The organism is Candidatus Omnitrophota bacterium, assembly GCA_018830005.1.
In the GTDB taxonomy this organism is placed as follows: Bacteria; Omnitrophota; Gorgyraeia; order JAHJTE01; family JAHJTE01; genus JAHJTE01.
Genome location: JAHJTE010000003.1, coordinates 39,922 through 66,580, shown reverse-complemented (window position 1 = coordinate 66,580; position 26,659 = coordinate 39,922). Strand labels below are relative to the sequence as shown.

The window sequence follows — 26,659 nt, the reverse complement described above, 5'->3', positions numbered from 1 at the left end:
ATAGAAAAGTCTATTTTTAAATTTCTTTGAAATAATCTGTGTAATTAAATTTTTCATTTGTGTTTTGACATTTTTTAAAACTAAGGTAAAATAAAATCTAATAGCTTTTGTTATAGATTCAAGGAGGATACATGTTTGATGATCGTTCGAGGAAATTTAAGAACGAATATGTTCGTTTAAAGCCTGTAGATATCTCACGTTATGAAGAATTTTCAGGCAAGCACTTTGTTGATGAGCTGAGATGGTTAGCAGAGCCTCTTTCTGGCAAGGTATGGGCTAATGTGAACTCAACATTTGTAGGAGGAGGAGTTGCTGAGATGCTGCAGGGAGTTATACCTTTGGCAAGAGGTCTAGGCATAGATTGTCGCTGGTTTGTTTTGGAAGGCAGTCCTGACTTTTTCGCAGTGACCAAAAAATTCCATAATTTAATTCAGGGAGTTGATCAGCCGATAACCTTAGAGGAAATCTTCCACGCATATTTAGATACCCTAAGTGAAAATACGAGAAAGGTAAAAATAGTTGGTCACATGGTTACTGTCCACGACCCGCAGCCAGCAGCGCTCATCATGTACGGCAATATTTATGGACATATTATCTGGCGCTGCCACATTGATACCTCTAATGCAAGCAGACGTATCTGGAGATTTCTCTTGCCTTATATTAATCAATACGAAGGAGCGATATTTAGCACAAAAGATTTTGCTAAAGGCAATCTTCAGATTCCTATTTATGAAATTACGCCCTCAATAGATCCACTGCGGGCTAAGAATAAATTATTTTCCAGGAAAGAAGCGCTGAATAATTTAAGTGACTTATTTAATAAGCATAATATCGATCCGCAGCGGCCGATAATTGCCGCCGTCTCTCGCTATGACATTCATAAAAATCAAAAGGGCATAATTCAGTCATTTAAACTGCTAAAGAAAAATATATCAGCGAAGTTAAAACCACTTCTTATAATTGTAGGTAATAGTGCTACAGATGACCCCGAGGGAATAGATATGTATAACCAGGTATCTCAGGAGGCCCAAGATGATAAGGATATTCATCTACTTCTAAACGTGGAAAATAATGATATTGTCATTGGTTCGCTTATGTCAATTGCAAATTGTTTTGTACATATTTCCACCAAGGAAGGCTTTGGGCTTGTTGTCACCGAGGCGCTTTGGCACGCTACGCCGGTTATCGGAAGCAGGGTCGGCGGCATACAGAAGCAGGTTGTACACGGAGCGAATGGTTTTCTTGTTAATCCTGATGACAGAAAATCTGTTGCGTGCGGGATGAAGACCTTAATAGAAGATGGTCAGATGCGCAAGAAAATGGGAAAAGAGGCTCATGAGTATGTAAAAAGAAATTTTCTTCTTCCTCAAATGCTGAAAAAACATTTAATATTAATGCGTTATTATTTGGAAATCGACAATAAGATCCCGCCTTTTAGGATCAATGATTTGACCTATCAGGAGATTAGGCAGGCGCTCTATGGCCGCACTGTATGGCCTTTCTCTAGTGATGATTTAAAAAGTAAGGTGAAAACAATCTGGGAGTCGAAGAGGAATAATAGTTAAGTCAATAAGGTGCACAAAAAGAGTCAAAGTCAGAAGGCAAACCTTAATATAGCCCAGGAACAACTTCTAAAGATAGTAAAGACATGGCATATTAAGCCAGGCAGAGTTTATCGAATTTTTAAATGTGGAAACTGCCGTAGGGTCTTAAGGCGCGCCTGGCATCATTGGCTCTATATCGCGCAATTTAAGACGCCTCTGCACCTGTGTAGGAACTGCCAGAAGAATTTAAAAATTTCCTACCCTAAAGTAAAAGTCAACTTAAAGATTAGAGATTTATCACCTCCTGCAAAATTAAAATCCGAATTTATACGTATTATTTCTAAATGGAATGTTAACTCTCGGGCCTGTTTCAAAAAATTTAGCTGTGACTATTGCAAGAGCCCTATTTATAAGGCTAACCACATTAATGTAAGGCTAAATGATAAAATTAGCGAAGTGCATATATGCCGGAAGTGTCAGAAGAAATCGTTATTTAATTTAACTTGAATCTAATTTTTTTTTATGTTATTGTATACTGGATTAAAGGGAAAACTTTGAAATTATGAAAGATATTATTTTCGGAATAGTTGGTGGACTAGGCCTTTTTATCTTTGGAATGAGATTCCTTTCCGAAGGACTGCAGAAGGTTGCTGGAACTAAGCTGAGAAGGTTACTGCGTTCTTTGACTGGCAATCCTTTTAAGGGCATTGCCACAGGAACTTTAGTTACAGGATTAATCCAGTCAAGTAGTGCGACTACTATCATTCTCGTTGGTTTGATTAATGCCGGAATTATTTCCTTAGCTCAATCTGCAAGTGTAGTTGTGGGAGCAAATATCGGTACCACTATTACTGCCCAGATTATTGCCTTTAAGATATCTCAATATGCATTACCTGCTATAGGACTGGGTTTATTTATGATGCTTTTTTCTCGCAGGATGAAAACGCAGTTTTGGGGTCAGGTAATACTTGCATTGGGTATCTTATTTTTAGGCCTGTCAATTATGTCCGGAGTAGCAAAGCCGCTTAAGGATATTTCCGCGGTGCATAATTTCTTTGCCCAATGTTCTCAAAAACCTCTTCTAGGAATTTTAGCCGGCACAATTTTTACGAGTTTGGTTCAATCAAGCTCTGCTTCTGTAGGTATGTTAATTGCCTTAAGCGGTGCAGGTCTGATTGATTTTCAGGCAGCCATCTATATACTATTAGGCAATAACATTGGCACAACGGTTACTGCCTGGCTTGCCAGTATTGGCGGGACACTTTCTGCTAAACGCATGGCCTGTTTTCATACTATATTTAATATTATCGGTGTGGTCTATTTTGGTTTTCTTACTTATTGGGGAATATTCCCTAAAGTCGTTGATTGGATTACGCCGGGAGTTATTAACACAGACACTATCGCAAGAAACATTGCCAATGCCCATACATTGTTCAATGTTGTGAATGCCTTGGTATTTATCCCTATTATCGGCATTACCTCTAAGTTTATCAAACATATTATTTCCGGAGAGGACGCCTATATTAGCGGAGAGATGAAATATCTTCAGGATAAATTGCTTGCAACTCCTCATCTTGCCATTGATGCTGCCAAAAAAGAAATTGCCTATATGGCGGGTATGGCAAAGAAGGTATTTGCCTTGGCAGTGACGAGTTTCTTTGAGGAAAATAAAAAAACAATCCAACATATAAAGACTACCGAAGATGCGATTGATAATATTCAACATGATATTACCTTCTATTTAGCCAAACTTTCAACCGATGCCCTTACGTTAAATATATCAGAACAACTACCGCCGCTTTTACATACGATTAATGATATCGAAAGAATCTCAGACCATGCTGTAAATGTAGGCGAGTTGATAGAAAGGATTGTTTCTGAAAAAGTAAAATTTTCCAACAATGCGATTGCTGAGATGCGTACTATCTACGGTAAGATTGAAGAGATGTTCGAAAATGTTATTCCTGCTATTTTGACTTCTGATGAGAATTGCGCCAAGCGCGTTTTAGTTTTAGAGGGTGAGGTAAATCGTATTCATGTTAAGTTTTTCGACGAACATACAAAAAGGTTGTGCGAGAAGAAATGCGAGCCTTTAAGCGCAATGATTTATGTTGATTTTATCAATAATCTGGAGAAGGTTGCAGATCACCTTACGAATATTGCTCAAGCTGCCTTGGGGCAGTTTTCTTATGATAAGGTTAAAAAGGCAGACTTCGCAGTCCTGGAAAAGAATTCTGCTTTTAAGACTTGAGTTTTAAGGCCTTTAAAAAATATAACTTTTAAATAGCTGATGGCAAAAAAGTCATCAGCATTTTTCTTTATTTAGGCATGATTAAAAAACTATTTGCAAGAGACAACAATTATACCCAGGGGAGTATCCTTAAGAATATTATAGCCTTGTCTTTGCCGCTTATGGTGGGTGCCTTGTTGCATGGTATGCAAAGTCTTGTCGATATGTTTTGGGTAGGTCGTCTGGGGCCGGATTCAATCGCTGCTGTTGCAATAAGCAGCACAGTAATGATGTTTGTTTTTACTTTAGTAAGCGGTATTTCAATTGGAACGATTTCTCTAGTAGCAAAAAATGTCGGAGCCAAGAATAGAAGAGGCGCTGATATTATTGCGATTCAGTCATTGGCCTTAGGATTGATACTTGCGTTAATCGCAGCAATCATAGGTATGTTTTTCTCAAATAATTTGTTATTCATTCTGGGAGCTAGCAGTGAGGTAATTTTACAGGGTGAGAATTATCTAAAGATATTGATGCTAGGGAGCTTTACGTTGATACTGCTTTTTTTGGGGAATTCGGTTTTGCAGGGAGCAGGTGATGTGTTGCCGACCATGGTGTTTATGGGACTTGCCAACATATTTAATATTATTCTTGACCCTGTGTTTATCTTTGGTTGGTTTGGCCTACCCCGAATGGGAACAAGTGGTGCAGCGGTAGCAACTATTATTGGTCAAGGTATCTCAGCATTTTTAGCATTAAGACTTCTTAACAGCCGAAAGAGTCGAGTAAGCGTTGATTTTAAAAACTATAGATTTGACTTTGGAGTTATTAGGCAGGTAGTCAAGATTGGTCTGCCTGCAGGATTGCAAATGCTCTTTAGGTCTGTGTCGGGCATGGTTTTAATTGGTATTGTTGCTAGTTTTGGAACTGTTGCTGTTGCTGCCTTTGGTATTGTCATGCGAATTAATTTTAATATATTGATGCCTGCGTTTGCATTGGGTGTGGCTGCAGCAACTATGATGGGGCAGAATATGGGTGCAGGAAAGATCCTTCGCGCTAGAAAAAGCGCTTGGGTTGCAACCGGTTTCGATTTTATAATTATGGCGATTGTCGGCATCCTTTTATTTTATTTCTCAAAAGAGGTTATTTCGGTATTTACGAAGAATATTGAAGTTGTGCTATTGGGTTCTGAGTTTATCAAGACCTGCGCTCCCTTTTATGTTTTTATTGCTTTGGGTCTGGTATTAAATAGGGCCTTAGGAGGTGCAGGAGATACACTGGTCCCAATGTTGATTGCGCTTTTTAGCTTATGGTTGTATTTGATACCTGCAGCATTCTACCTTTCTAAGTACACTTCCTTAGGGTTATACGGAGTATGGTTGGCACTTGCTACTTCCTATGCTCTAAATGGCATCCTTATTTTGATCTGGTTTGAGATAGGCCGCTGGAAGAAGATAAAGTCAGTGTTGATCAGTGACCCAAAATAGGCCAGAAACTAGGCAGGGGGTTTTTCTAGAGAGCCATAAGCCTTTCTCGTCTAGTAAGAGACTTCACCTTGTTAGTTTAGTTAGATATTTGCAAAAGAGACGTTTTCTTGGTATAATTAGCAACAATGAATGGGAAATTTAGAACTTTAATTTTTATCTGTATTCTTTCGATTCCCCTGGTAAGTTGTGCAAACTTACAAGAGGCAGGAAAGAAATTCTGGGGTTCATCCACAGAGGCACTTGAGAGAAAAAGAGGCCAAGGGGAAGTAGCGGCCTTTCGATGTTCTTTTTCTGGCTGTTTTACTGAGTGCCTGGAAATCTTAGAAAGCATGGAGGCTGAAGTCTTTAAAAAAGATAGCCAGATAGGTCAGATTATAGCGATTAATTTTGAAGACGCAATTGACACTACGGAGGTAGGTTTATTTTTCAAAGCAGAAAAACCCAATCTTACCAGCGTAGAGATAATTTGTTTGAATAGCCACCTACAGGACGCAGCATCTTCTTATATCTTTTCGAAATTAAACGAAAAATTTAAAGTAGCAAAATAGGAAGACTGAATAGAAGGGACTTTGAATGGAGCTTGTTGGAGCAGTCCTGTAAAATGTTTCCCTGCAGAATTTGCACAATTATAGGGCGCATTTTATAGGGTAAACTCGCGAGGTTCCATTCATTTTTTTCTTTGCTTCCTAGCGGCAAGATAGGGATTTATTAATTATAGTAGAAAAAGGATAGACATGGGAAAGGGTAGCCAAATCAAGAGGGTGCTTATTTTAACCCTGTTTCTAAATTTTGCTGTGGCCTTGGCTAAATTTATTTTCGGCCAGAAAATAGGCAGTACAAGTATGGTTGCAGATAGTTTTCATTCCTTTTCAGATAGTGCCTCTAATATCATCGGATTACTGGGGGTTTGGATTGCTTATCTGCCTCTTGATAAAGATCATCCCTATGGCCATAAGAAATACGAGACACTTACTTCAATCGGCATAGCCTTATTGCTTTTTTTGGCTTGTTTTAATATTATTTCTTTAAGTCTAAAAAGGGTAATCAGTCCAATTACGCCCAACATTGATATTGTCAGCGTAAGTGTGATGCTGTTGACGTTGGCAATTAATCTAGGAGTTATGATTTATGAGCATAGAGAAGGAAAGCGTCTTGCTAGTGATATACTGATTTCGGATTCCATGCATACGAGAGCAGATATCTTTACGTCTTTGTCAGTTCTTTTTAGTTTTTTAGCTGTGAAGATGGGCATGGTAATGTTAGATCCCATTATTGCTTTAATGATCAGTATTTTTATCGGAAAGGTTGCAGTTGAGATAATTCTTGAGGCCTCAAAGGTGCTATGCGATACTACTGTTGTTGAGGCAAAAAGGATTGAACAGATTTGTCTTGAGGTGCCGGGCGTAATAAAATGTCACAAGATTAGAACACGCGGCAGGGCTGATGATGTCCATATGGATTTACATGTTCTAATCAATAAGCGCACAAGATTTGCTGATGCCCATGATTTGAGTTCATTTATTGAACAAAAAATCAAGAAGGAGATTGCAGGAGTAAGCGATGTCGTAATCCACATGGAGCCATGTGATGAAAACTGTGAATAAAATCAAAATCAGGAGGCTTGGATGAGAAAAGGCGGGTTGTCTCATATAAATTATAAAGAGACTAGAGGATTAAAGGTGAGTTCTGGTGAAGAAGTCAGAAAGGGTGCGATTCTTACTCGCGAGGGCGGAAAGTGGAAACCGGGTATTCATGTTGGTGGTAGAGGTACCCTTTATGCATTAGAAACAGGGAAGGTGTATTTTACGAAACGGAGGGCTACCTACAAGACGAGGCGAACAGCAACAGTAATAAATATAGGCAAGATTAAGGAGAAAAAGATTCATAAGTAGTCAAGATCACTAATTGCTAGGAAATAATGTCTAAAAAATTCTGGTCAGGCTTAATTACAGTATTTATTATATTTATAATTTTGCAGATTATATTTAATATAAGAAAGCAAACACTTATAGGTGCGCAGTCTGATGTGCCTGAGATTATTGTGGATATGTCAACGATTAATGCCTCTATTCTAGCCGAGGAGTTGCAGGAGGAAGAAGAGAAAGATGCCCCTGAACAAATACAGCAGGAAGTTGAGTCAAATCTCCCTGGCAATGTGGAAGAGATACAGAAGGCCCTAAAGTCCGCTGGTTTTGATGTTGATAAAATTGATGGCAAGTTAGGCCCAAAGACAAAAGCGGCTATCAGGGCCTTTCAGAAGACGCATGATCTTTTGGTTGATGGCAAGGTTGGCCGTAATACATGGAAGCTCCTACGTAAATACTTAACTTATTGATTTAACGCAAGTAAGGTGTTATAATAACTGAAAAATAAGGCCAAATGAACTTGCTGTATTCTTGCCTAAGGCAAGAGGCAAGGCTATTGGAGGGGGTAAATTGAAACCAAGGATTGTGATATTTATTTTGATATTCTCCTGCTTAGGAGTTTTAACATCCTGTGCTTCTTTTACTTCTGTTGATGCTCTTTATAATGACGCTCGGCATTTTGCCAAGGAGGGAAGGCAGGATTTTGCTTTTTTGAGTTTGACTGAACTCTTAAGAGAAGATTCTGAGTACAGGTATGCTGCCGAGGCTAAATTCGCTATAGCCGAATATTATTTTTTGAAGTCAGAGTTTTCAATGGCCATTCCTGAATTGGTTGATCTTCTAAATTCTTATCCAGAAAGTAAATTGAGCCTTTTTACTAAGAGCATCCTCTATAAGATTATCTCTGATGTCAAATGGGAGAAGAGCGATAAGACGCAAGCGTTGATAAAAGAAATCAGGAATGAATTTTTTGCAAGTCCAGTCTTTTTTGTCTTCTCGGAATTTAAAGAGAAAAGCATAACCTCACTACTTGGCAACACTTATCTATTAAAAGAATATGTAGATAAAATAGACATATTCCAGAATGATAAACTTTTCCTTAGCGTTTCGCCCTAAACGCATATTAAGCATAATATTTTTCCTCCTTTGCTTCGTTATTATAATTCAGCTCTACCTGTCTTTATTTCTCTTCCGCTATACTAGCAAGATAAATAATAATATCGATGAGTCTCTGGGTAAGATTTATCTTTCTGCAGTTACTTTTGATGTTGTAAGCGGCATAACCCTTCATAACCTGGCAGTAATAGATAATTCCACTCCGCCAAAACTGCTCTTTAAGGCCAAGAGGCTCAGCTTTGGTTTTGACGCCTTTGATGTTTTCCTTAAGAAGCTCAACGTTAATAGATTAAGATGTAAAGACGCGGCTGTCTATGTAGACAAGGATTTCAAGAGCCTGGATAGATTAGCAGCAATCGCCAAGGCAGCTTACGAAGAATTTTTAAAAAATCAGATTATCCCTTTAGAGGTTGATTTTAAAAATCCTAACGTTATTGTTAAGGCATTAAAGTTTATTTTTATTGATAGTTCGCAAGACCAAGGTGGGGTATGGCTTGCTAAACTTGGGGGGCGTATTCTTATCCGTAAGGAGGAAATATTCTCTCAAGGTTCGCTTACTATAGAGTGTAAGTTTTTACCAGATTCTTCGTTTGCGCGGTTTTTTAGAAGGGAGCTATTAGTTCAGAATTTAGGTTATGAGTTTTTGGCGAATTTGAAAGATAACGAATTTCTTGTTGAGAGATTCGATCTGTCCCTAGGCTATGATCATATTACGGGTAATGCCCTGGTTAAAAATTTTAAAAGCAAGACACCCTTGATTAATGTCATTATCAATTCCAGCAATCTTTCTATTGAGAACATACAATCTCTAGTTAAGGATTTTGGCACACATGGTACCTTTAATTTAGCTGCTAATGTCAGAGGCCCTGTTGATGATTTGAAATTTGTCCTAGCCTTAAATTTCTTGGGTGCGAGTTCTCATTATGCGCCCTTGCCATTAGTTAAAAATATTGTAGGAAAGGTCTATTTGACAGATAGGGGGCTAAAAGTAGATAATCTGTTCTTCATTGTCAATGATATACCGCTTAGATTAAATAGTGAAATTCGCCAAAAGAAAGATATAATAAAGTTAACCGCAGATATCATCATAAAAGACCCTGATAAGGCCATTGCCTTCTTGCCGCGTTCAATAGAGGCAAAGGCTCTTTTCAAGAAGAAGGGTCCTTGTATTCTAGGCAACGCAGAGGTTACTTTTGAGTCAGCAGATAACAATTTAAATTCTTTGAAGATTGAGGATTTTAAGTTTTCGCAGGAGGAAGATAAAGGTTTATTGTCGATCAATGGAATAATCTTTTCAGTCCTGGCTAAGAAGGCAGAGGGGGAGAAGGATAAGCAATTGAATTTTTCTAATCTGTCTGCTAATCTGGATTTTAACGAAAAAGGCCTTGAGATTAAAAACATTCTTCTTTCTGGTTTTAACGGTAAGGTTTCCGGCGATCTTAATATTGAATCCTCTCCAGTCTATAAGCATACATTACGATTGCATGCAGAAGGAATCAATGCTGCCGAGATTCAGACCAGCCTTAATTTGCCCTACAATCTTTTAGGTGAAGTCTCTGCAAAGTTATTTGTCCGTTCGCAAGGCAATCAATTCTGCGAAGGTGTATTATTAATACAAGACGGCCAGCTTAAAGAAACAGCTATTTTATTAGGTTTATCAGAATACATGAAGATTAAATCTTTAAAGGTTATTGATTTTGATAGAATGCAGTTAAATTTTTCATTTCTAGAACAAGGAATTTACAGATATGGACTCAAGAGCTGGGGAAAAGACGCAATTTTAAAAACAAATATGCATATTAATAATGATAATCAGGTCTCTGGTTACTTTAGCGCGCAATTTAGTCAGGAGGTCTTGGCAGAATCGGCTCAATTTAAGAAATTACTTAAGGTAATTGGAGATGTTTCACCATTTGTAGAGTTTCCTTTTACCTTAAGAGGCACGATACATACTCCCAGACTGAGTTGGGTCAGAAATGATTTTAAGCGCTCACTTGAGCGCAGGATTCCCGGATGGTATAGAAGAGGTATGCAGAGAGATATTGATAGCGTCATTGATGAAATGTTTACGGTACCCAAGGCTGCGGATTAATTAAAAGGCGGTTAAAGGAAGGATCCTATGAAGGAAAAGAAGTCTTTAATACAGAGTTTGGTCCAGACAGGACTGATTACTCAAGAACAGGTTAAACAGGCTGAAAAAGAAGCAAAAAGAGCTGGTATTTCCCTGCGCAAAGCAATTCTTAAGCTGGAATTTATAGATGAAGATTCTTTTGTCTCTTTTTTAAGTTCGCATTTAGGGATTCCCAGTATTGATTTAAGCAGTTATTTGATTGACCCTGCGATATTACAATTTGTGCCCAGAGAGGTTGCGCAGCAATATGAACTTATGCCGGTTTTTAAAATCGCCAACACTCTAACCTGCGCTATGGCCGAGCCACTAAATATTGTTGCCCAGGATAAGATTCGCATGATGTCTGGACTTACTATTGAGGCTGTAGTCGCTAAGGAATCCGATATCCGCAAGGCGATTGAGTCTTACTATGGAGCCAAGACAAGCATTGATCAGATTGTAGAAGAATTAGAGCAAGTAGAAAATGATTTAAAGGCAGGTAAAGAAGTCTCAGTCAAACGTCTCCAGAATCTGGCGCAGGAACCGCCCCTTATTAGACTAGTAAATCTTCTTGTAATGAAGGCAATTAAAGAAGAGGCAAGCGATATCCACATTGAGCCAGAAGAAGATACGATAAGAGTGCGTTATCGCATTGATGGCATGTTGCATGAAGTAGAGTCTCCGCCAAAGCACTTGCAGCAGGCAGTGATTTCTCGCATAAAGATACTTGCCAATCTTGATATTTCAGAGCGCAGAATTCCTCAGGATGGCCGCTTTCAGGTAAAACTTGAAAATAGGCGCATTGATATTAGGGTCTCGACTGTTCCTACTGTTTTCGGGGAGAATATCGTTTTAAGATTACTTGATACTACACAGCTAAATTTTAGTTTGACAGATTTAGGTTTTGAAAATGAGGAACTGGAAAAATATTCCCAATTAATCACAAGGCCCCACGGCATTATTCTGGTTACAGGACCAACAGGTAGTGGAAAGACAACTACGCTCTATGCCTCTTTAAGTAAGATAAACTCTGCGGATAAGAATATTATTACTATTGAGGATCCTGTAGAATACCATCTTGAAGGAGTACGTCAAATTCAGGTCAATCCAAAGGTAAATCTTACGTTTGCAAATGGATTGCGTTCGATTTTACGCCAGGATCCGGATATAATAATGGTAGGAGAGATTCGCGATAAAGAGACAGCCGAGATTGCCATACATTCTGCCTTAACAGGGCATCTGGTGTTATCGACCTTGCATACAAACGACGCGCCAGGAGCAATAACGCGCCTTATTGATATGGGCATAGAACCTTTTCTGATCGCCTCATCAGTTATTGGTATAATTGCGCAGAGGTTGGTAAGGCGGCTTTGTCCGGACTGCAAAGCCAGCTATAATGTTTCTGATAAGGTCCTGGCAAGTCTTAATATTCCAAAGAAAAAAGAGTTATCTACAAAGAATTTTTATCAGGCAAAGGGCTGCAAGAAGTGTTTTGATACTGGTTTTCACGGCAGGGCAGCGATTTTTGAACTGCTTATTATGCACGAGGCGATTAAAGACCTCGCTATAAATAAGGTATCTACCAGTGCTATCCGTCTAACTGCTGCAAGATTAGGCATGCGTAGTTTAAGAGAAGCAGGTTTAAACAAAATCACCTCTGGTATTACCACTATTGAAGAAATAATGAGGGTTACGGAAGAATAATATAAATACCGCCAAAGGAGATTTATGTCAGGAGTTTTTGTTTATAAAGCTAGAGACAAAAAAGGCAATTTAATAAAGGGTAATTTCCAGGCCGAGTCGCAGAATGAGGCGATTGATAAACTGCATAAGATGGATTATTTAGTCATTGATTTAAGGGCTAAGGGCGTAGCTGGAATCAATATCAATGATTGGTTCAACAGGTTTTCCTCTATCAGCCAAACAGAGAAACTTATATTTTATATTCAATTTGCGAATCTTATTCATTCTGGACTTCCAATTTTAGGCACACTCACTACCTTGGCCGGACAGATTACAAATAAGCGTTTTAAAGCTGTATTAGAAAATATTGCTCGGCAAATCGAATCTGGCTCGAGCCTATCCAAGGCCCTAGATAATCAAGGTCGAGTTTTTCCCAAGCTTCTAGTGCATATGGTTAAGGCAGGGGAGACAAGCGGAAAGTTGTCTGACGTCTTAGCCAGGTTTTCTCAATTTGCTGAGTCAGATTTCGAGCTGCGTTCCAAGGTTAAATCAGCCTTGTTTTATCCTGCGCTCTTAACTGTTGCCAGCGCAGCGTTAATAATATTCATCACCAGCTTTGTGGTTCCAAATTTTATTACAATCTTTCAAAAGGCAAATATTAACTTGCCTCTATCTACTAGAATCTTGAATAACGTAGGCATTTCTATACGAAGTCACTGGTTATTGTTTTTAATTGCTATTTTTATTTTAATCTTTGTGTTAAAATGGATTATTAATACTAAAAAAGGCAGAATTTATTTTGATGGATTAAAATTAAAACTGCCGCTTTTAGGATCTATTTTTCGACGTTTAAGTATTTCTCGTTTTAGCCGTACACTGGCAACCATGGAAGCAAGTGGTGTACCGATATTAAAGTCTTTGGAGGTTTCAAAGGAGGTGATGGGTAATGTAGTGATCTCAAGGACAATTGAGGCAAGCATGCGATTAGTAGAAGAAGGCGCTATGCTTTCTGAGTCCTTGAAGATGAGCGGTCATTTTCCTGCTGATGTCTTGCAGATGATTTCAGCGGGCGAACAAAGCGGAAACATAGCTGAAATGTGTTTTAAGCTGTCTGATTATTACGAGCGTCTTATCGATTATCATCTGAGACGGTTGATTAGTTTTATTGAGCCTTTGTTTTTGTTGATAATCGGCGGTATAGTTGCTTTTATTATGGCCTCGATGTTAATGCCTGTATTTGATATGGTGAAGGTAATAAGGGCCCTAAAACATTAAATTCGTCGATTAAGGTCATCTGTTCGATCAGATGACAATCGGCGCTAAATCTTATGGAGGTGGCTTTATGAGAAGGTTAGCAGGTTTTACGTTGATTGAGTTGTTAATTGTCATTGCGGTTATTGCAATTCTCGTAGGGATTACTGTTCCCAGATTCCTGGGTATGCGGGATGAGGCAAATACTGCTGTGGCAGCAGGAGAAACTGCTGCTTTAAAGGCTGCGGTTGAGGCATATAGGATACACCATGGCGTGTTTCCTGATGATGCCAACGCAGATGACTGGCAGGATGAATTAGTAGCAACAAGCCCACAGCTTATCGAAAGTGAACTTATTGACCCTTTTAGTAATACTGGTGTTGAATATAAATTTGACACTGATGGAGGAGGAGAATTCTATGTAATATGGTCTGATGGTCCGGATGGTACTTCAACCATTACTGGCATAAGCTCAGCAACTGGTGTAATCGCAGGTACTATTGGCGATGATGTCTATGCAACAAACGGTACTAAGCCTTAATCTTTGAGATATTCAAGAAGTGAAAGAAAAAGGCTTTAGTCTCCTGGAATTGCTCTTGGCAACAGTGTTGCTTTCTATAGGTCTTGTGGGTTTAGTAAATTCTTTTTCCATCGGTCTTTCAGAAAGCACTCAGGTAAAGGAGTTTGCGCAAGCAAAGAATTTGCTTGAGGAGAAATTAGAAGATATAAGAAATCTCACCTTTGCCAACGTAGCTAATGAGACTAGAGCCCAGGTCCCTGACTTTTCTGATTACGAACGAGAAGTGCAGGTTTCGGCAATACAGTCAGGATTGAAAGAAGTCCAAATAGATGTTTTCTGGCAGGCTAAGGGCGGTGAGGTTAGCATTAGTTTAGCAAGTTACGTTTCGGATATTTAATAGCAAAGTCGCAAAATGTCTATTTCCAATCGCGGTTTAACCTTAATTGAGGTGCTTGTAAGTGTTGGGCTGATTAGCGTCTTGATTTCAGCCGTAACTCTGATAAGCATGTCGCTTTTTCGCTCCTGGCCAGTTGAATCTGGCCATACTGAGGCTAGGCTTACAGCTTCAAATGTAGTTGAAAGCATGCTTAAGGAGTTAAGAGCTGGCCTTGAGATTAGTGATGCGGGTGATAATCAAATTACTTTTTGGAAAGATTTAAATGACAATGGCCTGAAAGAGACAGCTCTAGAAGATATAGCTTTTTCTTGGTCAGGCCTAGCAGGAGATGGGCTTTATCGCAGTCAAGGTCCTGGTTTAAATCAAGAAATTTTAGAAAATGTAGATATTTTTTCAATCACTTATTTTGATCAGAATAGTCAACCTCTTAGCCAGCCCATAACTCTATCTTTGATCCGAGCGCTTAAGGTTGATATCCAAAGCCAGATTGATGATGAGGTTATTAAATTACGGTTTAATGTTAAGTTGAGGAATTTATAGATCAAGAAAAATTAAGTGAATTTTACCATTTGCCTGTCTGTTCTCAAGAGCAGGGATTTTGGAATTTAGATAATGTATTTTCCTTCCGCTAACCGAAGCGGTTTTATACTAATTACAATCCTTTTGTTCTTTGTTTTATTGACTGTTATTGTTGCGGTGTATTTGTTTATTGCTACTACTGAAATGCGCCAGGCAGCTAACAATCTTGATTATGCTAAGGCACTTGCCTTGGCTGAGGCAGGAATAGAGCAGGGCATAAGAGAGATTCGAGATGATGTCTTAACTACTACTCAGACTGGCACTGCGGATTTAAGAGGAGTCAGAACAGAAGGTTCTGCAGGGGCAGATGAGGCAGAAAGAAATCGCGTGCGCTACTATGCAGAGACAGTTGATGGATATCTTACTATGGATGCGCAAAATCCGGGCACTGATGTAATAGTCTATGATTTTGATAGAAATTATTTGGGCACGCGCATAAAAAATGTGGAGATTGGAGTAAGATTTAGAAAGAGTTCTAGTGGAGGAAAAAATCCAAGGTTAGATATATCATATACAACAACAGGTGTATTTCCAGAACCAGGAAATAGAACTGGTAGATTTCAGGTTAGTTCAACCTCTTATAGCTTTGGATATGTAGATATAACTCGCGACAGGAGCTGGGATTGGTCGATTATAAACAGTCCAAATTTTAGAATAAGGGCCTTGGCGCGTGGTTCTAGCAATAGGGATGTAGAGCTGGATTACCTCTTTTTAAGAGTGGAATATGAGATAGATACCAATACTGAAGATTGGTATTCGGGATTCAATAATATTACTTTAAGTGAGGGTGAAATAGAATCCGTAGATATAATTGACGAATCAAGCAAGGTGAATATAAATTATGCTTCGCGTTATGGTAATATCGCTTTTTTGCAATGGCTGTTCAGAAAGGCCGGGATAGGTTCAACACGAGCAGCGAATATTGCCACAGCAGTTGTAGCTTACCGAAACGGCCCAGATCTACGGCCTGGTGTAGCTGGTGTTAATGACGATGCAGATGGATTTACTGACGAGACAGATGAGTTGGGTTGGCTGGGTTCAGATGATAAACCTTTTGGCTCAATCGAAGAAATAAAAAATATATCTCTAGATCCTGCTTTGAGCCAGGCAGAATTTGAGCAAATTAAAGATTATATTACGGTCTATTCCTATGTAAATGGTTACGCTGTACGTCGTCCTGATCTGGGAAGCAATAGATTCGAAAGAGACGCTGCTAGGGCGCCGGTTAATATCAATACCGCTTCAAGTCTAGTCTTAGAGGCAATATTTGATACGTTTCTCGGGACAACCTTATCCAGAACCTTGGCTACTGAAATTATCAATAAAAGAAATATCGCTCCATTCACCTGTTTTTACAATTCCGATTCTTCAGTAACTACTGATTTTTATGATTTTATTATGGGACTTTCCTTAACTGATGATCAAAAGAATAGGATATTAAATTATGCTGATAGCTCTTGGTTAGCACCCAGAGCAGATATGCCAGATACCTATGTAAATTGTAACTCAACGGAATTTTCCTACTATACAAATAGTTTCCTGATAGATGCTGTAGGTAAAAAAGGCAATGTTTCCCGACGCGTGAAGATGGTGATTAAAGACGACGGCAATAAGTATTTAGATACATTTTTAGAAGATTCTAACTTGCAGAAATACTGGCGAGAAATCCCTTAAGGGTCAGAAGAATTATATGAAGATTGATGTTGCAAAATTAGTTAGTAAAATCAAGGCGACTTCTATAAGCTTGCTGGGTGAGGTTCTTCCTGTAGGCCTTGAGGTAGAGCTGATTGTGGCTGTAGATATTGGATGCCAAGATATAAAGGTTGTTCAGTTTAAGAGGCAGCGCAGAGGAGGCGATTGGTATCTTTCAAGCTCTGAGATGATAGCTATTTCTTCTACAAGAGGTAACGATAAGACAGATAAGGAAAAGAATAAGGAGATAATAAAGGCCCTAAAAAAGGTCTTTGCGGATAAGGATCTTAAAAGGACAAAAGTGATTTGCGTGGTGGGCGATATTAAGGGTATTGAAAAAAGAATCCTTACTCCTTTAATTAGCGATAATGAGCTTAAACAGGCAATACATTGGAAGATGAAGGATTTTATTAATTTTTCATTAGAAGAAGCCTGTATTGATTTTAAGATTATTGGTAAGGTAGATGTAGAAGGTGAGACTAAAGATGAAATTTTCACTGTTGCTTTTTCAAAAGATACGATTAATCATTACCTGTACCTTTTTAAAGAGGTCAAGGTAACTCCGTCATCATTTGTGAGTCTCTCAACTTGTATTGAGTATAATTTATTGAAGCCTGATACAGCAGGCGATGAGACAGTGGCCTTTGTTGATCTAGGAACGTCTCATACGCAACTGATTATAAATAGAGGCAGTAAGTTTGTTTTTTCTCGTCAGCTGCCAGTTACAGGAAGCAGTATTACAAAGGCAATGACTACAGTTTTGGAAACACAAAAGGGGAGGGTTACCTTAAGTTTCGCCGAGGCAGAGCAGATTAAGAAAGAGTGCGGAATACCCAAAGCAGGGAGTGAGTCAATTGCAGGTAAAAATATAACCTGCAGTCAGGTGCTATCGTTAATCCGTCCAGAAATAGAAAAATTAGCTAGCGAGATTACGCATTCCTTTGATTATTACTATGAGGAGTTTCAGGCATCTTCTGTAAGCCGCCTCGTCCTAATTGGCAGAGGGGCGAATCTTAAAGGCGTGGATGCCTTCCTGGCACAGAGTTTGGGCATTCTGGTTGAGCTAGGCGATCCTTTTAGCCAAGTTCCTAGTTCAGACTACAGAAGCCAAGAGGAGCTAAATAAAGCAGTAACTTTCTTTGCCTGTATTGGTGCTGCCAAAAGCATGATAAATCAGTTTAAAACCGGCACCCCAGAGATCAATCTGCTGCCAGAAGAGATAAAAGAGCAGAATAAGCTATTTATAAAAAGATTAACCTCTGAGTTGATTATTACGTTATTTGTTATAATGGCTCTGGTAATATTTCTCGGAATGAAGTTTGCCCATAGCGGCATGATTAGGCGTCTGGGTGCGATTGAGGCTCAAATCTACAGCCAGCGCTATAGACAGAAAGAGGCCTCGCTTAAAGGAATAGTGGGCCAGATCTATGCGCGAGAGCCGCGCTGGATGGAAGTCTTTCGTGAAATAAGCAATGTCATTCCAAAGAATATTTATCTTGAGCGCCTTTCTTATGATAAGGAAGAATTGCTCTTTGAAGGGGTGATTATCTCTAAGATTGAAAGCACGGAAGATGTGCTTTCTGATTTTATGCTTTCTCTAGAGAAAGGAATTTTTAAAAATGTTAGTCTCATCCAGAGCAAAAGAGTAAAGGATGAGAAATTTCCAAGAGTAGAATTTAAATTAAAATGTCAGGTGGAGTAATTCTTTCCAATGCCTAAGTTTAGCCTAAAGAAGATATTTATAAATAACAGATTTATCATTATTACTGGAATCCTCTTTATTATTTTAATATTTTCCCTTATTTTTATCTATATTCCTTTAGCTAAGAGTCTAGGTGAATTGAATGCACGATATAACCAGCAGTATGGAGAACTCCTAAAGGTAAAAGAGCAAATTGCTCTCAGCGATAAGATAAAGGCAAGGATTATTTCTTATTCTGAGGATGAACTAGGGGCCCTAGATGAATTGACGAAAGTAGCAAGTACATTAGGTATTAATTTAGATTCTGTAAAACCAGAGAAGATAATAAGCCTGGGAGAGGATTATCAGATTTTACCTATAGCTATCGAATCAGTTTGCGATTTTAAGGCCTTGGGTAGCTTCTTGGGAGCTTTAGAAGGCCTGGAGAAGAGTGTTGTTGTGCTTAAACAATTGGAGATTACCAGAGCTGAAGAGTCACTGCCTAATTTAAAGGCGTCTTTGGAATTGGGTATATATTTAAGATCTGATTAACATGGGTAAAAATATCCGGAATATAATCTTAGGAATTTTAATTATAATAATGATTTTTGTCTGGGTTTCTTTATTTAAGAATGTTAGGCGAGTGAAGACCTATCCTGGTGAAGCAGCATCAGTTTCCAGAGAAGAAGATATTGCAAGCAGGTTCGTTTTCTGGGGTAAGAAAGAGATCAAAAAGAGAAATGATAGCGAGTTTAAAGACTGGGGTAGAAATCCTTTTGTTTTGGCTGAGGGGATAACCGCTGTGACTGGGTTAAATCTCATAGGTATCCTTTGGGACGCTGATTCTCCTCAGGCTATTATCAACGAAGAAATAGTGAGAGTTGGAGATAGAGTCGAAGGCAATGAAGTAGTGGATATTCTTAAAGATCGTGTTATACTACATGATGGCGAAAAGGAATTTGAATTGAGACTATAATTTTAATCGCGGGGGTTATAAGATGACGCAAGGTAAGAAGATTTTAGAAGCGATACTTCTGGATGAGGAGTTGATTTCCAAGGAGCGCTTAAAGCTTGCCAAAGAAGAAGCAAAAAAGAATGCCCTTTCTCTGGAGAAGGTTCTGATTAAGCAGGGCGTGGTTAATAATGAAAAGATAGCAGCAATAATTGCCAAAGAAATTGGCGTGCCCTTTATTGACTTGGCTGATTATACAATTGATAAAGAAGTCTTAAAGCTAATTCCTAAAGAAGTAGCTAGTAAGTATACGCTTATTCCATTGTTTAAAGTCGGCAATAGCCTGACTGTGGCTATGGCTGATCCTTCTGATATTATCGCTATTGATGAAGTACGTTTAAAGAGCGAGTGTGACATAGATCCGGTTTTGAGTATTGGTCAGTTAATTGGCACTGCTATTGATTCTTATTATGGTGTCAAGGGTGATATTGAACAGATTGTGGAAGATATTGATGAGGAAGATATAAATAAGATGATTGAGAAGCTCAAGAGAGTAGATGATATAAAGGATTCCTCCAAATTGGCTGAAGAAGCACCCCTGATACGCCTGGTTAATCTTCTTATTGTCCAGGCAATAAAAGAGAAGGCCTCTGATATTCACATCGAGCCGGATGAACAGCAATTAAGAATACGTTTTCGTATAGACGGTATCCTTTATGAGAAGCCGTCTCCGCCAAAATTCTTGATGAGTGGTATAATCTCGCGCGTAAAGATTCTTTCTAAAATGGATATTGCAGAAAAAAGAAGACCCCAGGATGGAGGCTTTACTTTTAAATTAGGCAAGATTGAAGTGGATTTAAGGGTTTCTTCTTTTCCCACTATCCATGGTGAAAATATAGTGATGAGGCTACTAGATAAAAGTAGCCTTCTTATTGGTCTTAGGGATTTAGGATTTTCTAAACAGGCGCTTGATAAATTCCAAGAGATGATACGCAATCCTTACGGCATAATTCTTGTTACTGGCCCTACTGGAAGCGGAAAAACAACTACGCTTTATTCAACGTTGCAGACAATAAATACAATTGGCAAGAATATTATTACTTTGGAAGATCCTGTTGAGTATAAATTGCCATTGATTAGACAGTCCCAAGTTAATCCCAAGGCAGGCCTTACATTCGCATCAGGCTTGCGTTCGATATTAAGGCAAGATCCAAATGTAATTATGGTTGGTGAAATTAGAGACTTAGAGACACTTGAGATTTCAATCCACGCTGCTTTAATTGGCCAGCTCGTATTTTCAACTTTGCATACCAATGATGCCCCCGGAGCAATAACGCGAATGATCGATATGGGGGCTGAGCCGTTTTTGATTTCATCTTCCTTAATCGGTGTAGTAGCTCAAAGGCTGGCGCGCGTCCTCTGCGATAATTGTAAACAGGCCTATTCTCCCAGTGAGCAGCTATTGACAGAATTGCGATTAGAAAAGAATAAAGATTATAAATTCTTTAAGGCTGTGGGTTGCCGTCACTGTTCTAATATCGGCTATAAGGGGAGAATCGCAGTCTTTGAGGTAATGTTAATGGATGAGGCACTCAGAGAGATAGCAGTTGCCAAGGCCTCAAGTGATGTAATAATGCGCGAGGCAAGAAAGGGAGGCCTAATAACCTTAAGGGACGATGGCCTAGAGAAGGCAACAAGGGGCTTGACTTCTATTGAGGAGATTTTGCGCATAACCCAGACACAGACACAGGCCTAAGCCAAAAATACAATGCCTAATTTCAATTATAAAGTAAGAGATAGAACAGGCAAGGCAATAGGCGGCGTAATCTCGGCTAAAAATACTGAAATGCTCATTGAGTATTTCAAAAATATGGGCTATACGCCGATAAAGATTAGTGAACAGAAAGGCCTAACAGGCATTTTGAACTTAAAAAGAAGGCTTAAAACAATAAGTTTGAAAGATATTAATATGATGACCAGGCAGCTGGCTACATTTGAAGGCGCAGGCATGCCGATTATGACTTCATTAAGGGCATTGGAAGATCAGACAGAGAACTGGCGATTAAAGGAGATAGTTAGTAAGATAAAGAAGGACATAGAAGCAGGAAGTGAATTCTCAGATTCCCTGGGGCGGTTTTCGAATGTGTTTTCTACCCTTTATATTAATATGGTGCGTGCAGGTGAAAGCTCAGGAAAATTGCACGATATCTTACTGCGGATTGCGGAGTTAGGAGAAAAAGAAGATGCGACAAGCACGCAGATAAAAACAGCAACACGTTATCCCATGGTGGTGCTTATAGCTATATTTGCTGTATTTATTGGAATTACTACTTTTATCTTGCCTAAGTTTGCCGCCCTTTTTGCCAAATTCAATACAGAATTGCCGCTTCCTACCAGGGTTATGTTGAAGATCAATGAACTATTTCAAAGCTACTGGTATATATTTTTGATTCTGATAATCCTTTTAATAACTGGTTTTAAGTTTTTCCTGCGTACCAAGATAGGTAATATTATGTGGAGTAAATTTATATTAAAGGTACCTGTCTTTGGCAAGATAATTAATAACGCAATTATGGCTAGATTCTCTCGGATCTTAGGTACGCTTATGCAAAGCGGCCTGCCTGTTTTGAAGGCACTGGATATTACCAAGAGTGTTTTAGGCAATGTTGTTGTAATGCAAGCCCTGGATGATGTTCGAGACAATGTTAAAGAAGGCAGGGGTATGGCTGATCCGCTTGCCTTGCATAAGGTATTTCCGCCAATGGTCGTGCATATGGTTGGCGCAGGAGAGGAGAGCGGAACTGTAGATACTCTATTGATTAAGATTTCTGAACATTTCGACTCAGAGGTGGATAGCGCAGTAAAGAATATGACGACCTTGATTGAGCCGATACTAATAGTTGTTTTGGCATTGATTGTGCTCGGTCTAGCCCTTGCGATATTTTTGCCGATGTGGAATATGTCGAGATTGTTCTTGAAATAATTTGTATCTAAGAAATGCTACATTCAGGATGATGACCCTCATCAAGAAACATTCTTTCCTTCCTTTGAAAATTATACCTGAAATTCTTCATTAAACTAATATGATCCATATAGCTATTGGGACAAAAGCGCAATTTATAAAGATGGCGCCAGTAATGCAGCGGCTCAAAGAGCGAGGCATTAAGTTTAATCTTATAGACTTAGGCCAGCATTCTCTAATCACGAGTGAATTAAGAAAAGAATTTGAGTTAGACGGTCCCTCTGTAGTTCTATCAAAAGGAGAGAATGCTTCCAGTATTTTGAAAATATTCATGTGGTTAAAAGATGTATTATTCAAAAGCCTATCTTACAAACGCATAAGAAAAGAAATATTCTTAGACACCTCTGGCGTTTGTCTTATTCATGGAGAGCCGCTTTCTTCACTCATTGCCTTATATTTAGCCAAAAGAGCAAAATTAAAGGTAGCGCATATAGAATCCGGTCTGTTTTCCTTTAATTATTTCAATCCTTTCCCAGAAGAGATTATAAGGAATCTTATTGTTAGATGGTCTGATATATTATTTGCTCCTTCATCCTGGGCCTTTGAAAACTTGAGAAAAATTGGTTGTGAAAAAAAGTCAGTTTTACTTTCTGCTAATACTTCCTTTGAAGCAACCGCCTATACTCTGAGTAAAGGGAGTGAACTAAAATTGGATTTTGAAAAGTATGTGCTTGTAACCTTTCATAGGGCGGAGAATATCTTTCGCAAAAAGAGATTGAAACTTTTGATAGGTCTTATCAGGGAAGTCGCAAAGAGATTTCCTGTAATTTTTATTCAGGACCCTCCCACAGTTAATTTACTCAAGAGATTCCATCTTAATGAAGAGATTGATAAGCTTGATAATATTAATTGCCTGTCGGTTGTTTCACATTCTGAATTCCTTCATTTACTAAAGAATTGCGAGTTTATTATTAGCGATGGAGGCAGCATTCAGGAGGAGAGCTTCTATTTAGACAAGCCATGCCTGCTTATGAGAAATCATACTGAAAGAATGGAGGGATTAGGGGAAAATGTAGTGCTTTCTAAGTTTTCACCAGAAGAGATAAGTATTTTTTTGGATAATTATAAAAACTTCAAAAGAAAAACGCCTCAAGATGCCAAGTGCAGGCCTTCCCAAGAGATAGTAGACTATATTCTTGCCAAGCAATATTAAAGTAGTCAGCCTTAGAATTTAGAAAAAAATATTTCATAGCCTCCTTTGTCTCCGTCATAAATCTTATTGATATAATCATTAGGTAGAATTTTAGAGAATTTAGGCCGGTCATATTTAATTATTAATTCAGGCCGAAATGAATTTTTTCTTAAGATCTCGATCAATTCTTGCGTTTCTTCTAATGCTAATATATCGGCATGCACCTCAATAAATAATCTTTTTATATTTTTTAAGGTTTCCTGCATGCCTTTTAATATATTCAGTTCGTATCCCTCAACATCCATACGTAGAAAAGTAGGTTTCTCCTTGTCTTTAAGAAAATTATCAACGCTATCCATTTCAACAGATAGTTTTTTTATTATATTCTTTTTAGGATAGAAACTGTGCCAGTTACTTTTTTTTGATATATACATAGTTTTTTTGGTTCTTTCAGCACCAAAGGCTGTTTGAAATACCGCTACATTCCTGCATTGGTTTAATTCAATATTTATCTTTAGATTATTTATATTTTCAGTTATTGGCTCAACGGCGTAAATCTTTTTACAGAGTCGAGATTCTATAAGAACATAATAGCCAATATTGGCTCCCACCTCTAGGACTATATCATCTTTACCTAAGAGCTGCATTAAATGTTGCGTAGCCTGCGGCTCTCGGATTCCATCTAGAAATAAATCCCTATGTATTCCAAAGTCATTCATATCTAATTGCATTGTGTTTCCAAGTATATTCTTCCTTAATCTTCCTTGCGGCTTTAATTTTTTATATAATTTGTTTTTTCTTCTTTCTTCTTTTTTAATTAAGACTAAATCTTCGAATCTTCCGAAAGCATGTCTTATCCCAAATCTTTTCAAGATAAATATTGCGTCTTTAATTGTACTGATTTCTAGCATGGGATGATATCTCCTTATATAAGCTTGTAGTTAGTTAATTCTAACAGCTATTTTAGGCTCCTAAACAAGAGTAGTCAAGGTTGGATTTATTTAGAAATTTCTTAACTCTGCTTTTTCTGATGGTATAATAGATAAAGGACTATTTCTTCTTTCCGTATCTGAGAGTGTTTAAGGACTCGATTTTTTAACCTTTGTTATGGGAACATTCTTTATTATTTTAATCCTGTTTTTAATTTCCATTATTCAAGCCCTAAATTTTTATATCCTGCTTGGAAAAGAGATAAAGTTAGGCGAATCCTTTAAATTAACTTGTCTTGCCAGGGCCCTGAATAAATGTCTTTTTACAGGTGCAGGCTATATTGTAAGCAGTTATTTTTCTCGACATAAAAAGTTAGCCTTCCCCAATGCCTTAAGTGCCTTTATTATTCTAGAGTTTCTTTCCGTATCATTGTGGCTCCTCCTTGGCGCCTACTTTGGGGCGGGATTCATCAGGAGGGTTCCTTTAGCATTTGTAATAATATTAATTCTTTTATTGATAATAGTTGCAAGAAGAAAGCACAAACTTGCTTTATCAATAAGAGAGGCCTTAAGATATTTTAAGGAAAAGCTAAAAAGCGTTTTTTGCATCCTGCCGTTTGTTATTTTGAATATGGCATTGGTAGTTCTCTATTATTATTTACTTTTTGAATTTTTTAATTTTCATCCCCATTTTTTAGATATTTTAAAGATTATCTCCATGTCCTTTGTCTTGGGGTATTTATCTCCCGCACCTGCTGGCTTAGGATTTAAAGATACAGGGTTGGTTTTACTGTTAATGGAAAACGGCCTTAGCCTTAACGTTGCCTTGTCTTTAGCTATTTTAGACAGGATATTAATTACTGGTTTTTCTCTTCTTTTAGGTGTTTTTACAGGCTCAGATTTAATAAAAGAAGAGATAAGGAGAAGATTTAAAAAGAGGCAAGCATAAAGTAACTTCTTTTCCAATTCCTTATTTTTCAACGAGTTATAATTATTGACAATTTTGCTTGCAATAGGTATTTTTTTAGGCTATACTTTAATTAATGTTATTGAGAAAAAAATCTTGACAAGTTTCTACTTGGATGTTAAGTTAGTAATAATTATGTTTTGTGAGGGAGGTGAGATCTGATGAATAGATTAAGCGGTTTTACATTAATTGAATTAGTTATAGTCCTGGCATTATTAGCAATTTTAGCCGCTGTTGCTGTTCCAAGATTTGTTAACTTGGCTGATGATGCAAGACAGGCAACTGCAATGGCCGAATTGGGTGCTTTGCGCGCTTCAGCCCAATTATTCTATGCCTCTGGCGCTGTTGCGGGTAATCCTGTATTTCCTGCTAGTGATGTTGCTTTAATCGCTCAGTTAGATACGGACTTAACTCAGTTGACAGCTAGCACAGGGGTTGCAGCCGGCACATTTAATTGGACTTACAATCCTGCCACCGGTACAATAGGTACTGCTGGCGGTGGTTTAGCCTGGCCGTAATTTTTTATTTAGTTATGTTGCTTTGGTTTTAGAGCGAACGGATTTTTAATTTGAAGATAAAAGGGGAGGTTTTTTTCTCCCCTTTTTGTTAGAATAAAGGAAGTTAAGTAATAGCTAAAGATGATAGATATAATTTTACCAATCTTTAACGAAGAAGAGAACATTAGTCAGGTTATAAAAGAAATAAAAAATAGTATAAAAAAGGAATTCCAGATTTTAGTTGTAGATGATTGTTCTTCTGATAATAGCGCCAAGGTTGCTAGAGATTCTGGAGCACTTGTCATAAGCCATCCCTATCGTATGGGTAATGGCGCTAGCGTAAAAACAGGCATAAGAGTAGCCAAGGCAGACATATTAGTATTCATGGATGGCGATGGACAGCATAACCCTGCTGATATAGCCAGGATTTTAGAATATATTGATAAATATGATATGGTTGTAGGAGCAAGAAGTAAAGATTCTCATGCACCAGCTCGCAGAACAGCTAACATAATTTATAATTGGTTTGCAAGCTATGTAACAAGGTTTAAGATACAGGATTTAACATCTGGTTTTAGGGTGATAAGAAAAGATTTGGCTTTAAAATTTCTCTACCTTTTACCTAATGGCTTTTCTTATCCTACTACCCTTACTTTGGCAATACTTCGTAGCGGCAGAAGTATTAAGTATGTTCCAATAACTGCACTCGCCAGAAAAGGAAAAAGCAAAATAAAGCCCTTATCTGATGGTATACGATTTTTACTGATAATTGCAAAGATTGCTACAGTCTTTTCGCCCTTTAGGGTATTTCTTCCGATTAGCTTTTTATTGTTTTTTTTGGGGATGGGCAATTACCTCTACACTTTTATTTCCTTCCACAGTTTTACTAATATGTCTGCTCTACTTTTTACATCAAGCATAACTATATTTATGCTCGGGCTTATCTCTGAACAGATTGCGCAGCTACGGCTTGATCGTACCGAAAATAATCCCTAGTAATAAATATAA

At 38.2% G+C, this 26,659-nt stretch carries 26 protein-coding genes; 25 read left to right on the top strand and 1 reads right to left on the bottom strand.

Annotated features, from left to right (window positions below; all coding sequences use genetic code 11):
- The first annotated feature begins 131 nt into the window (after window positions 1–131).
- The 22 genes from KJ593_06880 (at window position 132) to KJ593_06775 (ending at window position 23,279) form a co-directional block, all read left to right on the top strand.
- On the top strand, window positions 132–1,565 hold the full coding sequence (locus tag KJ593_06880) for a glycosyltransferase (GenBank protein MBU2541609.1): 1,434 nt from the start codon (window positions 132–134) through the stop codon (window positions 1,563–1,565).
- Between the two features lie 9 nt (window positions 1,566–1,574).
- Window positions 1,575–2,051 (top strand): hypothetical protein, encoded by a 477-nt coding sequence (locus KJ593_06875; protein MBU2541608.1) that lies wholly within the window; start codon window positions 1,575–1,577, stop codon window positions 2,049–2,051.
- 55 nt (window positions 2,052–2,106) lie between these two features.
- Window positions 2,107–3,795, top strand: a complete 1,689-nt coding sequence (locus tag KJ593_06870) for a Na/Pi cotransporter family protein (GenBank protein MBU2541607.1) — start codon at window positions 2,107–2,109, stop codon at window positions 3,793–3,795.
- A gap of 77 nt (window positions 3,796–3,872) precedes the next feature.
- On the top strand, window positions 3,873–5,258 hold the full coding sequence (locus KJ593_06865) for an MATE family efflux transporter (protein ID MBU2541606.1): 1,386 nt from the start codon (window positions 3,873–3,875) through the stop codon (window positions 5,256–5,258).
- A 125-nt stretch (window positions 5,259–5,383) separates the two neighbouring features.
- Window positions 5,384–5,806 carry a hypothetical protein gene (locus KJ593_06860; GenBank protein MBU2541605.1) on the top strand — a complete coding sequence of 141 codons (423 nt, stop codon included), beginning with the start codon at window positions 5,384–5,386 and terminating at the stop codon, window positions 5,804–5,806.
- A gap of 186 nt (window positions 5,807–5,992) precedes the next feature.
- Window positions 5,993–6,862, top strand: coding sequence for a cation diffusion facilitator family transporter (locus KJ593_06855; protein MBU2541604.1), 870 nt, complete (start codon window positions 5,993–5,995; stop codon window positions 6,860–6,862).
- A 21-nt stretch (window positions 6,863–6,883) separates the two neighbouring features.
- The gene (locus KJ593_06850) at window positions 6,884–7,150 is read left to right on the top strand and encodes a 50S ribosomal protein L27 (GenBank protein ID MBU2541603.1); all 267 of its coding nucleotides are present in this window, start codon (window positions 6,884–6,886) and stop codon (window positions 7,148–7,150) included.
- A gap of 26 nt (window positions 7,151–7,176) precedes the next feature.
- Window positions 7,177–7,593: a peptidoglycan-binding protein gene (locus tag KJ593_06845; protein ID MBU2541602.1), complete on the top strand. Its 417-nt coding sequence runs from the start codon at window positions 7,177–7,179 to the stop codon at window positions 7,591–7,593.
- Window positions 7,594–7,693: 100 nt separating this feature from the next.
- Window positions 7,694–8,239 (top strand): hypothetical protein, encoded by a 546-nt coding sequence (locus KJ593_06840; GenBank protein ID MBU2541601.1) that lies wholly within the window; start codon window positions 7,694–7,696, stop codon window positions 8,237–8,239.
- Window positions 8,208–10,331 carry a hypothetical protein gene (locus KJ593_06835; protein MBU2541600.1) on the top strand — a complete coding sequence of 708 codons (2,124 nt, stop codon included), beginning with the start codon at window positions 8,208–8,210 and terminating at the stop codon, window positions 10,329–10,331. The genes KJ593_06840 and KJ593_06835 overlap by 32 nt, the downstream gene beginning before the upstream one ends.
- 27 nt (window positions 10,332–10,358) lie before the next feature.
- Window positions 10,359–12,053 carry a type IV-A pilus assembly ATPase PilB gene (gene pilB / locus KJ593_06830; protein ID MBU2541599.1) on the top strand — a complete coding sequence of 565 codons (1,695 nt, stop codon included), beginning with the start codon at window positions 10,359–10,361 and terminating at the stop codon, window positions 12,051–12,053.
- 24 nt (window positions 12,054–12,077) lie between these two features.
- Window positions 12,078–13,307: a type II secretion system F family protein gene (locus tag KJ593_06825; GenBank protein MBU2541598.1), complete on the top strand. Its 1,230-nt coding sequence runs from the start codon at window positions 12,078–12,080 to the stop codon at window positions 13,305–13,307.
- A gap of 67 nt (window positions 13,308–13,374) precedes the next feature.
- The gene (locus tag KJ593_06820; protein MBU2541597.1) at window positions 13,375–13,824 is read left to right on the top strand and encodes a type II secretion system GspH family protein; all 450 of its coding nucleotides are present in this window, start codon (window positions 13,375–13,377) and stop codon (window positions 13,822–13,824) included.
- 19 nt (window positions 13,825–13,843) lie between these two features.
- Window positions 13,844–14,200 (top strand): prepilin-type N-terminal cleavage/methylation domain-containing protein, encoded by a 357-nt coding sequence (locus KJ593_06815; protein MBU2541596.1) that lies wholly within the window; start codon window positions 13,844–13,846, stop codon window positions 14,198–14,200.
- A gap of 15 nt (window positions 14,201–14,215) precedes the next feature.
- Window positions 14,216–14,740: a prepilin-type N-terminal cleavage/methylation domain-containing protein gene (locus tag KJ593_06810; protein MBU2541595.1), complete on the top strand. Its 525-nt coding sequence runs from the start codon at window positions 14,216–14,218 to the stop codon at window positions 14,738–14,740.
- Window positions 14,741–14,812: 72 nt separating this feature from the next.
- Complete coding sequence (locus tag KJ593_06805) at window positions 14,813–16,453, top strand: general secretion pathway protein GspK (protein ID MBU2541594.1); 1,641 nt, start codon at window positions 14,813–14,815, stop codon at window positions 16,451–16,453.
- Between the two features lie 16 nt (window positions 16,454–16,469).
- Window positions 16,470–18,173 (top strand): pilus assembly protein PilM, encoded by a 1,704-nt coding sequence (gene pilM, locus KJ593_06800; protein MBU2541593.1) that lies wholly within the window; start codon window positions 16,470–16,472, stop codon window positions 18,171–18,173.
- A 9-nt stretch (window positions 18,174–18,182) separates the two neighbouring features.
- Complete coding sequence (gene pilO / locus KJ593_06795) at window positions 18,183–18,704, top strand: type 4a pilus biogenesis protein PilO (GenBank protein MBU2541592.1); 522 nt, start codon at window positions 18,183–18,185, stop codon at window positions 18,702–18,704.
- Between the two features lies 1 nt (window position 18,705).
- Window positions 18,706–19,128 (top strand): hypothetical protein, encoded by a 423-nt coding sequence (locus KJ593_06790; protein ID MBU2541591.1) that lies wholly within the window; start codon window positions 18,706–18,708, stop codon window positions 19,126–19,128.
- 22 nt (window positions 19,129–19,150) lie between these two features.
- Window positions 19,151–20,860, top strand: a complete 1,710-nt coding sequence (tadA, locus tag KJ593_06785) for a Flp pilus assembly complex ATPase component TadA (GenBank protein MBU2541590.1) — start codon at window positions 19,151–19,153, stop codon at window positions 20,858–20,860.
- 12 nt (window positions 20,861–20,872) lie between these two features.
- Complete coding sequence (locus KJ593_06780) at window positions 20,873–22,087, top strand: type II secretion system F family protein (GenBank protein ID MBU2541589.1); 1,215 nt, start codon at window positions 20,873–20,875, stop codon at window positions 22,085–22,087.
- A 100-nt stretch (window positions 22,088–22,187) separates the two neighbouring features.
- Window positions 22,188–23,279: a UDP-N-acetylglucosamine 2-epimerase gene (locus KJ593_06775; GenBank protein MBU2541588.1), complete on the top strand. Its 1,092-nt coding sequence runs from the start codon at window positions 22,188–22,190 to the stop codon at window positions 23,277–23,279.
- Window positions 23,280–23,290: 11 nt separating this feature from the next.
- Here KJ593_06775 and KJ593_06770 read toward each other — a convergent pair whose 3' ends face one another.
- Window positions 23,291–24,169 (bottom strand): FkbM family methyltransferase, encoded by an 879-nt coding sequence (locus KJ593_06770; GenBank protein ID MBU2541587.1) that lies wholly within the window; start codon window positions 24,167–24,169, stop codon window positions 23,291–23,293.
- A gap of 196 nt (window positions 24,170–24,365) precedes the next feature.
- On the opposite strand from KJ593_06770, the gene KJ593_06765 reads away from it, so the two are divergent.
- The 3 genes from KJ593_06765 (at window position 24,366) to KJ593_06755 (ending at window position 26,647) form a co-directional block, all read left to right on the top strand.
- Entirely contained in the window at window positions 24,366–25,136 is a 771-nt protein-coding gene (locus KJ593_06765; protein MBU2541586.1) for a flippase-like domain-containing protein, read from the top strand.
- 176 nt (window positions 25,137–25,312) lie between these two features.
- Window positions 25,313–25,672, top strand: coding sequence for a prepilin-type N-terminal cleavage/methylation domain-containing protein (locus tag KJ593_06760; GenBank protein ID MBU2541585.1), 360 nt, complete (start codon window positions 25,313–25,315; stop codon window positions 25,670–25,672).
- 120 nt (window positions 25,673–25,792) lie between these two features.
- A complete protein-coding gene (locus KJ593_06755) occupies window positions 25,793–26,647 on the top strand; it encodes a glycosyltransferase family 2 protein (GenBank protein ID MBU2541584.1) in 855 nt (284 codons plus the stop codon).
- The last annotated feature ends 12 nt before the right edge of the window (window positions 26,648–26,659 follow it).

What these genes read in the sequence shown, in the direction of transcription:
- KJ593_06880 (MBU2541609.1), top strand. Translation starts at nt 132, where the DNA reads ATGTTTGATGATCGTTCGAGGAAATTTAAGAACGAATATGTTCGTTTA.
- tadA (MBU2541590.1), top strand. Translation starts at nt 19,151, where the DNA reads ATGACGCAAGGTAAGAAGATTTTAGAAGCGATACTTCTGGATGAGGAG.
- KJ593_06860 (MBU2541605.1), top strand. Translation starts at nt 5,384, where the DNA reads ATGAATGGGAAATTTAGAACTTTAATTTTTATCTGTATTCTTTCGATT.
- pilO (MBU2541592.1), top strand. Translation starts at nt 18,183, where the DNA reads ATGCCTAAGTTTAGCCTAAAGAAGATATTTATAAATAACAGATTTATC.
- KJ593_06850 (MBU2541603.1), top strand. Translation starts at nt 6,884, where the DNA reads ATGAGAAAAGGCGGGTTGTCTCATATAAATTATAAAGAGACTAGAGGA.
- KJ593_06780 (MBU2541589.1), top strand. Translation starts at nt 20,873, where the DNA reads ATGCCTAATTTCAATTATAAAGTAAGAGATAGAACAGGCAAGGCAATA.
- KJ593_06825 (MBU2541598.1), top strand. Translation starts at nt 12,078, where the DNA reads ATGTCAGGAGTTTTTGTTTATAAAGCTAGAGACAAAAAAGGCAATTTA.
- KJ593_06820 (MBU2541597.1), top strand. Translation starts at nt 13,375, where the DNA reads ATGAGAAGGTTAGCAGGTTTTACGTTGATTGAGTTGTTAATTGTCATT.
- KJ593_06810 (MBU2541595.1), top strand. Translation starts at nt 14,216, where the DNA reads ATGTCTATTTCCAATCGCGGTTTAACCTTAATTGAGGTGCTTGTAAGT.
- KJ593_06855 (MBU2541604.1), top strand. Translation starts at nt 5,993, where the DNA reads ATGGGAAAGGGTAGCCAAATCAAGAGGGTGCTTATTTTAACCCTGTTT.
- pilM (MBU2541593.1), top strand. Translation starts at nt 16,470, where the DNA reads ATGAAGATTGATGTTGCAAAATTAGTTAGTAAAATCAAGGCGACTTCT.
- KJ593_06805 (MBU2541594.1), top strand. Translation starts at nt 14,813, where the DNA reads ATGTATTTTCCTTCCGCTAACCGAAGCGGTTTTATACTAATTACAATC.
- KJ593_06790 (MBU2541591.1), top strand. Translation starts at nt 18,706, where the DNA reads ATGGGTAAAAATATCCGGAATATAATCTTAGGAATTTTAATTATAATA.
- KJ593_06835 (MBU2541600.1), top strand. Translation starts at nt 8,208, where the DNA reads ATGATAAACTTTTCCTTAGCGTTTCGCCCTAAACGCATATTAAGCATA.
- KJ593_06775 (MBU2541588.1), top strand. Translation starts at nt 22,188, where the DNA reads ATGATCCATATAGCTATTGGGACAAAAGCGCAATTTATAAAGATGGCG.
- pilB (MBU2541599.1), top strand. Translation starts at nt 10,359, where the DNA reads ATGAAGGAAAAGAAGTCTTTAATACAGAGTTTGGTCCAGACAGGACTG.
- KJ593_06870 (MBU2541607.1), top strand. Translation starts at nt 2,107, where the DNA reads ATGAAAGATATTATTTTCGGAATAGTTGGTGGACTAGGCCTTTTTATC.
- KJ593_06770 (MBU2541587.1), bottom strand. Translation starts at nt 24,169, where the DNA reads ATGCTAGAAATCAGTACAATTAAAGACGCAATATTTATCTTGAAAAGA.
- KJ593_06865 (MBU2541606.1), top strand. Translation starts at nt 3,873, where the DNA reads ATGATTAAAAAACTATTTGCAAGAGACAACAATTATACCCAGGGGAGT.
- KJ593_06755 (MBU2541584.1), top strand. Translation starts at nt 25,793, where the DNA reads ATGATAGATATAATTTTACCAATCTTTAACGAAGAAGAGAACATTAGT.
- KJ593_06845 (MBU2541602.1), top strand. Translation starts at nt 7,177, where the DNA reads ATGTCTAAAAAATTCTGGTCAGGCTTAATTACAGTATTTATTATATTT.
- KJ593_06765 (MBU2541586.1), top strand. Translation starts at nt 24,366, where the DNA reads ATGGGAACATTCTTTATTATTTTAATCCTGTTTTTAATTTCCATTATT.